Source organism: Streptomyces boluensis (assembly GCF_009908195.1).
Classification (GTDB): Bacteria; Actinomycetota; Actinomycetes; order Streptomycetales; family Streptomycetaceae; genus Streptomyces; species Streptomyces boluensis.
This window is the reverse complement of record NZ_JAAAHS010000427.1, coordinates 1-5,997: the sequence shown is the minus strand read 5'-3', so window position 1 is coordinate 5,997 and position 5,997 is coordinate 1. Positions and strand designations below refer to the sequence as shown.

Here is a 5,997-nt window from a genome sequence, read left to right as displayed (position 1 = left end):
GCCCCCAGCCCCCTCAGCCCGCGAACCGCCCCATCCACTCCTCGACCTCGTCCGCCGAGCGGGGCAGGCCCGCGGACAGGTTCTCGTGGCCGTCCTCGGTGACGACCAGGTCGTCCTCGATGCGGACGCCGATGCCGCGCCAGTCCTCGGGCACCGTCAGGTCGTCCGCCTGGAAGTACAGGCCCGGCTCGACGGTCAGGCACATGCCCGGCGTCAGTACGGCGTCGACGTACTCCTCCGCGCGGGCCTGAGCGCAGTCGTGGACGTCGAGGCCGAGCATGTGTCCGGTGCCGGCCATGGTGAAGCGGCGCTGCAGGCCGAGTTCGTACGCGCGGTCGGCGGGGCCTTCGATGAAGCCCCACTCGACCAGGCGGGCCGCCAGGCTGCGCTGTGCCGCCTCGTGGAAGTCGCGGTACGCGGCGCCCGGTTTGACCGCCGCCATGCCCGCCTCCTGGGCCTCGTACACCGCGTCGTAGATCTCGCGCTGGCGGGGCGTGAAGGTGCCGCTGATCGGGAGGGTGCGGGTGACGTCGGCGGTGTAGAGGGAGTGGGTCTCCACGCCGGCGTCGAGCAGGAGCAGATCCCCCGGGCGCACCGGGCCGTTGTTGTCCGTCCAGTGCATGATCGTGGCGTGCTCGCCCGCCGCGCAGATCGAGCCGTAGCCGACGGCGTTGCCCTCCAGGCGGGCCCGGCGGAAGAACGTGCCCTCGATCCAGCGCTCGGACGAGGCGATCGCCCGCGACAACTCCCCGACGACGTCGGTGAATCCGCGCACCGTGGAGTCCACGGCCTTGCGGAGCTCGGCGAGTTCCCACTCGTCCTTGACGGCGCGGAGGCCGCTGAGCGCGGCTTCGAGTTCGGCGTCGCGCTCCTCGTCGGTGCTGACGGCGGCTTCGAGGGCCGGGTCGACGCCCCGGACGATACGGGTCGCCGCGCCGGCGCCCGTACGGGCCGCGGCCAGGTCGGCCGCGGCCGTTCGGACGTCGCGGCAGGGCAGGCCGAGTACGCGCTCCGACTCCGCGAGCGAGCGGCGCCGGCCCGTCCACAGCTCCGCGTGCGGGCCGGTCCAGAACTCGTCGTCGTCCCTGCTGTCCCGGGGAAGCTGGTAGCAGTAGGCGTCGTGGCCGCCGTCCGCGCGGGGTTCGAGGACGAGTGCGCCGTCCCTGACCTGGTCTCCGGTCATGTGCACATAGCCGGAGTGCGGGCGGAAGGGGTAAGTGTCGTCGTTCGAGCGGACCTTGAGGTTTCCCGAGGGGACGACGAGGCGTTCGCCGGGGAAGCGCGCGGAGAGCGCGGCGCGGCGGCGGGCCGCGTACGGGGCCTGGTCGTCGGCCTTGAGGTCGTGCCGTTCGGTGTCGGCCCAGCCCGTCCGCATCAGGGCGGACAGCTCCTCGGAGATGCCCGAGTAGAGGCCGTTCTTGCGACCCTTCGCCATGTCCTGCCTTCTTCCGCTGAGTTGGTTGGCTTCGGCCAGGACGGTAGCCGCGCGCGGCGGACGTCGGGGCCGAGGAGTGCCAGTGGCACTGATCGGCCACAACCCAGCGGAGGCTCGGCGGAGGCGCCCGCCGGAAGCACTCGATAATGCGGCCCATGACGAACGCGAAACTCGGCGAGGCCCTCCGGCTCCTGGGCATCGGCCCCACGGCGGGCCGGGTCTATCTGGCCCTCCTCGAACTGGCCCCGGCCCCGCTGAGCTCGGTCGGAGAGACAACCGGGATCGGCGGCCCTGAACTCGCCGCGGCGTACGGCGAACTGGTCGACGCAGGGCTGGCCGGCGCCGTCGGCCGGGATGGAGACAGTGCGGCCCCGGTGCCGCCCGCCGCGGGCCTGGAGATCCTCGCCCGGCGCCGGGCCGCCGAGCTCGCCGAGTCGCGCCGCACCGTGGGCGGCGCGTTCGAGTCGTTCCGCCGGCTGCGGCTCGCCGCGCACACCGACGACCTCGTGGAGGTCGTCACGGGCGAGGCCATCGGGCCCCGGATGCGCCAGGCCTGGGCCAGCGCCCGCGAGCAGATCCGGCAGCTCGACTCGCCCCCGTACTTCCCCATCCCCGGCGCCACCGAGGACGCCCTGGCCACCATCGCCCGCGGGGTGACGCAACGCGTCGTCTACTCACGGGAGTCGCTGGAGCATCCGGGGCAACTGGAGGCGGTCGTCGAACCGTGCGTCGAGGCCGGCGAGCAGGCCAGGGTGCTGCCGTCGGTGCCGGTCAAGCTCGTGATCATCGACGAGGCGTACGCACTGGTGTCGTTGTCGATCCAGGAGTCCGACGTGCACGACTCGATGCTGGTCGTGCAGCCGTGCGGGCTGCTCTCCGCCCTGGTGGCCCTGTTCGAGCAGACCTGGCTCAGCGCCCTCCCCTTCCACGGCCGCACCACCCGCCCGGCCGGCCTCGCCCCTGCCGACCGCCGACTCCTTCGCCTCCTCGCCGGGGGCGCGGGCGACGACGTCATCGCCCGCGAACTGGGCATCAGCCGCCGCACGTTCTTCCGCCGCCTGCAGATCCTTCAGGCCCGCCTCGGCGCAGTGAACCGCTTCCAACTGGCCCTGCAAGCACAGCGCGCGGGCTGGCTGTGATGAGGTGAACGTCAGGCCCGAGGTCACTCCGGGCTGATGCGGGCCGCGATGACCTTGCCGATGGGGGCGATGTGGTCGGGCTGCATCATCGCGTGGTGCGTGCAGTCGTTGTCGTACGACGTGACCCGGCCGGTGATCCAGGGGCGCCAGGCGTGACCGGCGGGGTCGCCTCCGGAACTCCAGCAGGCTGAGGAAAACCCTGCTCCTCCAGGCGCTGTTGCTCCGGTCCTCGGCGGGTACGTCGGCCTGGTCCTGGTCGTGCTCGACGGGGTGTCAGGGCCGTGGCGCAGCAAGGCACAGCGTGGCCGTGCTGCCCTCGGCGGAGGGCAGCACGGGGTGTCGCCGGTCTCGGGCTCGGTGCCGAGCAGCGGCAGCAGCGCCGCAGCGGCGCCGCACTCCGTGCACGCCCGCGACCCCGGCCGCACCAACTCCGTCAACGCCTGATCAAGGTTCAACTCGACGCCGCCGCGCGGCGCGTCGGGGCAGTAGTAGAGGTGCACGACCAGCCGGACCCGCCCCGCCCACGCTCGCCGCGCTGCCGCTCCACGACCCAGCCCAACTCCGTTCGTGGTGCGTCGACATGAACTGACGGATGAGGCTTGGGTGTTGATCGCCCTCCGGGACGGCACTACCGCGCGGGGCCAACATGGTCTACCTCGTGTACAGCCTCGGCCGCGGCTGAATCCTCCCCTTACGCGTGCGCGTTCGATGCCGCAACACCCGAGCGTGTCATGCACGGCGACTCCGATCACCGAGAGTTACGATCTTGGTGTGCTGAGTGATTCCTTACCGTCGACGGCAGACACCACGTCCGACGCTGTTCTCGAAGTGCTGCGCACCCGCAGCGCGGTCCGCCATTACACCGGCGATCCGGTGGACGATGTACTGCTTGACCGGATGCTCGACGCGGCGGTCGCCGCGCCGACCGCCGCCAACCGCCAGGCGTGGGCCTTCGTCGCGGTCCGGGAAAAGACCAATCTGCGGCGGGTCAGGGCCTTCGCCCCGGGAATCATCGGCGATCCCGCGGCCATCGTCGTCGCCTGCGTCGACCGGCAGCGGTGCACGGAGGATCCCGGCGGCGGGCACAGCCTGCTCTGCCTGGCGATGGCTGTGGAGAACCTGCTGCTTGCCGCTCACGCTCAGGGCCTGGGCGCCTGCCCGGTGAGCAGCTTCTGCGGTTCCGCGATCAGCCGGCTCCTGGAACTCCCCTCGCACATCGAAGCCCACTTCGTCGTGCCGATCGGATATCCGGCGCAGGAACCCGCCTCCCCACCCCGCCGGAAGAGAAACGAGGTCATCAGCTATGAACGCTTGGGAAAGGGCCCTGCCGCCCGAATCGGCTGAGGACATCGCCGTACTCGCCGCCTTCCTCCTCAGCAGCGCGATCGGGCTGCCGCATCAGCCGCCGAAGTACGGACCCTTCCGTTTCATGGACGCGGCCCGCCGGACGCTGCGGATCCTCGAGGACGGCGGAGTGCAGAACCCCGCTCTGGCGTCCGTACGGCAGCAGATCGAATCGGCCCTCTTCGCGCCCATCGAGAACATGGATTTCGCGGAGCTCCTGGAAGGCCTCGCGCTGGAGACGGCCCACGGCCTCAAGAGCATGAGCCCGGACCCGGCGACGGAAACGGCCGTCTGAACAGCCGCTTGCCGAACCGGTTCTCGTCTTCCCCCTGTCCCCAGGCGCGCGTCCCCGCGCTTTCACCGTGTGGAACTCCTGAATGGCTCTGGCCCCGCATACGTCCGACCTGCCGGAATTCACGGCGGTCCCCCTGACCCCCAACTGCAAGCGCGTACTCGACCTCGCCGACCACCTGCTCATCGGAGTCAGCCCCGGCAACAGCTACTTCAGCATCCCCAACCTCGCGCGCCTGATGCGCTGGGGCCACGCGGCCTTCCGGCGCGTGGACGTGGTGTGCCCGGACAACGGACTGGTCTTCACCTACCGCGCACTCGGACACTCCGAGGAGGCGGCGGCCCGGAAGGCCCGCAAGGAAGTCTCCGGCGTCCGGAGGAGGATTCGCCGGGCCTGGGAGCGCAGCGGCGTACCGGTCGACGGGCAGCGCACCCATCTTCTCTCGGACCTGGCGAACTCCGCGGCGTACCAGAAACTCCGCGCCAGGGCGGAGAAAGCGCTCGTCGAGGACGAGCAGCTGCACCACGTCTGCTTCGGAATGACCCGCCGCGCGCTGAGAGCAGCCGCCGGCGACGTGGGGGAGGACGCGGCTGACGGTCTCGACACCGCTCTGGCCATGGAGTACCTCATCGCCGAGCTCCCCTTCTTCGTCGACACCCCGAGCATCCTCAATGTGCCTTCCTCCATTGTCAGTTACCACGCCCCCGTCGAGTTCGCCGACCTGATCTACACCGGCCGCAGCGTGCTGCGCGCCGCAGGCAACCAAGGCCATGTCCTGCTCAATGAAGGGAACCCTCTCCGATGACTGTCGATGAACTTCCGCTGCGCTTCCCGTTCTCCCAGCGCGGCGACGAGGTCCCCGCCGAGTGCGACTGGCTGCGGAGGAACCGGCCGGTGGCCCGGGTCATCACCCTGGCCGGGGACGAGGCGTGGCTCGTCACCAGCCATGAGCTGTGCCGCCAGGTCCTCACAGATCCCCGCTTCAGCCTGTACGCGACGGCCGATGACGGGGTACCGCGGCAGTACGCACGCGCGTTCCCGCCGGACGCGGTGAGCAACATGGCGAACATCACCAGCGCCGGGCTGCGCGGCGAGGTGATGAAGTCCCTCTCCCCGCGCGGAAACGATCAGCCGGCGCGCTTCCTGCGGGCGACCGCGGGCGAACTGCTTGACAAGGCCATGGCGGAGGGCAGCCCGGCCGACCTCTGGAGCGGCTACGCCTCGCCGCTCTCCACGCGGTTGATGGTGGAGATCCTCGGCCTGTCCGACGCCGACGACGCGCGGCTCGCCAGGTGCTCCGACGTGGCCATGGGCACCAGCGCATACACACCCGACGAAGCCGCGCGCAACTGGGACGAGCTGCGCGCCGTCATGGCCACGGCACTTCGCCCGGACCGCACGGCCGCCGGGCTGCTGCCCCGTCTGGCGGCGCTGCGCGAGGACCGTCCGCAAGACGGCCTGACCGAGGCTCAACTCTGCGATGTGGGCTGCAATCTGATGGTCGCCGGCTACGAGAGCCTCGCCGCCTTCCTGGGCCACGCCATCATGCTCCTGGCGCGCGACCCGGAGGAGACGGCGCGTCTCCGCGAGACGCCCGCACTCATGCCGCAGGCCATCGAGGAGCTGTACCGCCGCAACCTCTCGATCGGCGACGCCCTGCCCCGCCTGGCGACCGCGGACGTGCAGCTCGGCGACACCCTGGTGGCGGCCGGCTCCCTCGTACTGGTCTGCGTCGAGGGCGCCAACCACGACCCCGCCGTCTTCCCCGCCCCCGAGCGCCTGGACTT

The 5,997-nt window shown here is 71.1% G+C and carries 7 protein-coding genes; 5 read left to right on the top strand and 2 right to left on the bottom strand.

What is annotated here, in order from left to right:
• Positions 1-13: 13 nt before the first annotated feature.
• Positions 14-1,435 carry an aminopeptidase P family protein gene (locus GUY60_RS32805; protein WP_161704537.1) on the bottom strand — a complete coding sequence of 474 codons (1,422 nt, stop codon included), beginning with the start codon at positions 1,433-1,435 and terminating at the stop codon, positions 14-16.
• A gap of 155 nt (positions 1,436-1,590) precedes the next feature.
• On the opposite strand from GUY60_RS32805, the gene GUY60_RS32800 reads away from it, so the two are divergent.
• Positions 1,591-2,574, top strand: coding sequence for a helix-turn-helix domain-containing protein (locus tag GUY60_RS32800; protein ID WP_187370190.1), 984 nt, complete (start codon positions 1,591-1,593; stop codon positions 2,572-2,574).
• Positions 2,575-2,597: 23 nt separating this feature from the next.
• Here GUY60_RS32800 and GUY60_RS32795 read toward each other — a convergent pair whose 3' ends face one another.
• A complete protein-coding gene (locus GUY60_RS32795; RefSeq protein WP_161704533.1) occupies positions 2,598-3,074 on the bottom strand; it encodes a DUF6233 domain-containing protein in 477 nt (158 codons plus the stop codon).
• 271 nt (positions 3,075-3,345) lie between these two features.
• On the opposite strand from GUY60_RS32795, the gene GUY60_RS32790 reads away from it, so the two are divergent.
• The 4 genes from GUY60_RS32790 to GUY60_RS32775 form a co-directional block, all read left to right on the top strand.
• On the top strand, positions 3,346-3,918 hold the full coding sequence (locus GUY60_RS32790) for a nitroreductase family protein (protein ID WP_312866511.1): 573 nt from the start codon (positions 3,346-3,348) through the stop codon (positions 3,916-3,918).
• Positions 3,878-4,213, top strand: coding sequence for a DUF6092 family protein (locus tag GUY60_RS32785; RefSeq protein ID WP_161704529.1), 336 nt, complete (start codon positions 3,878-3,880; stop codon positions 4,211-4,213). Before GUY60_RS32790 ends, GUY60_RS32785 begins: the two co-directional genes overlap by 41 nt.
• An 82-nt stretch (positions 4,214-4,295) precedes the next feature.
• Complete coding sequence (locus tag GUY60_RS32780) at positions 4,296-5,015, top strand: tRNA-dependent cyclodipeptide synthase (protein WP_161704527.1); 720 nt, start codon at positions 4,296-4,298, stop codon at positions 5,013-5,015.
• Positions 5,012-5,997: cytochrome P450 (locus tag GUY60_RS32775; RefSeq protein WP_161704525.1), on the top strand; the 986-nt coding region annotated here is incomplete at its 3' end. The genes GUY60_RS32780 and GUY60_RS32775, both read left to right, overlap by 4 nt.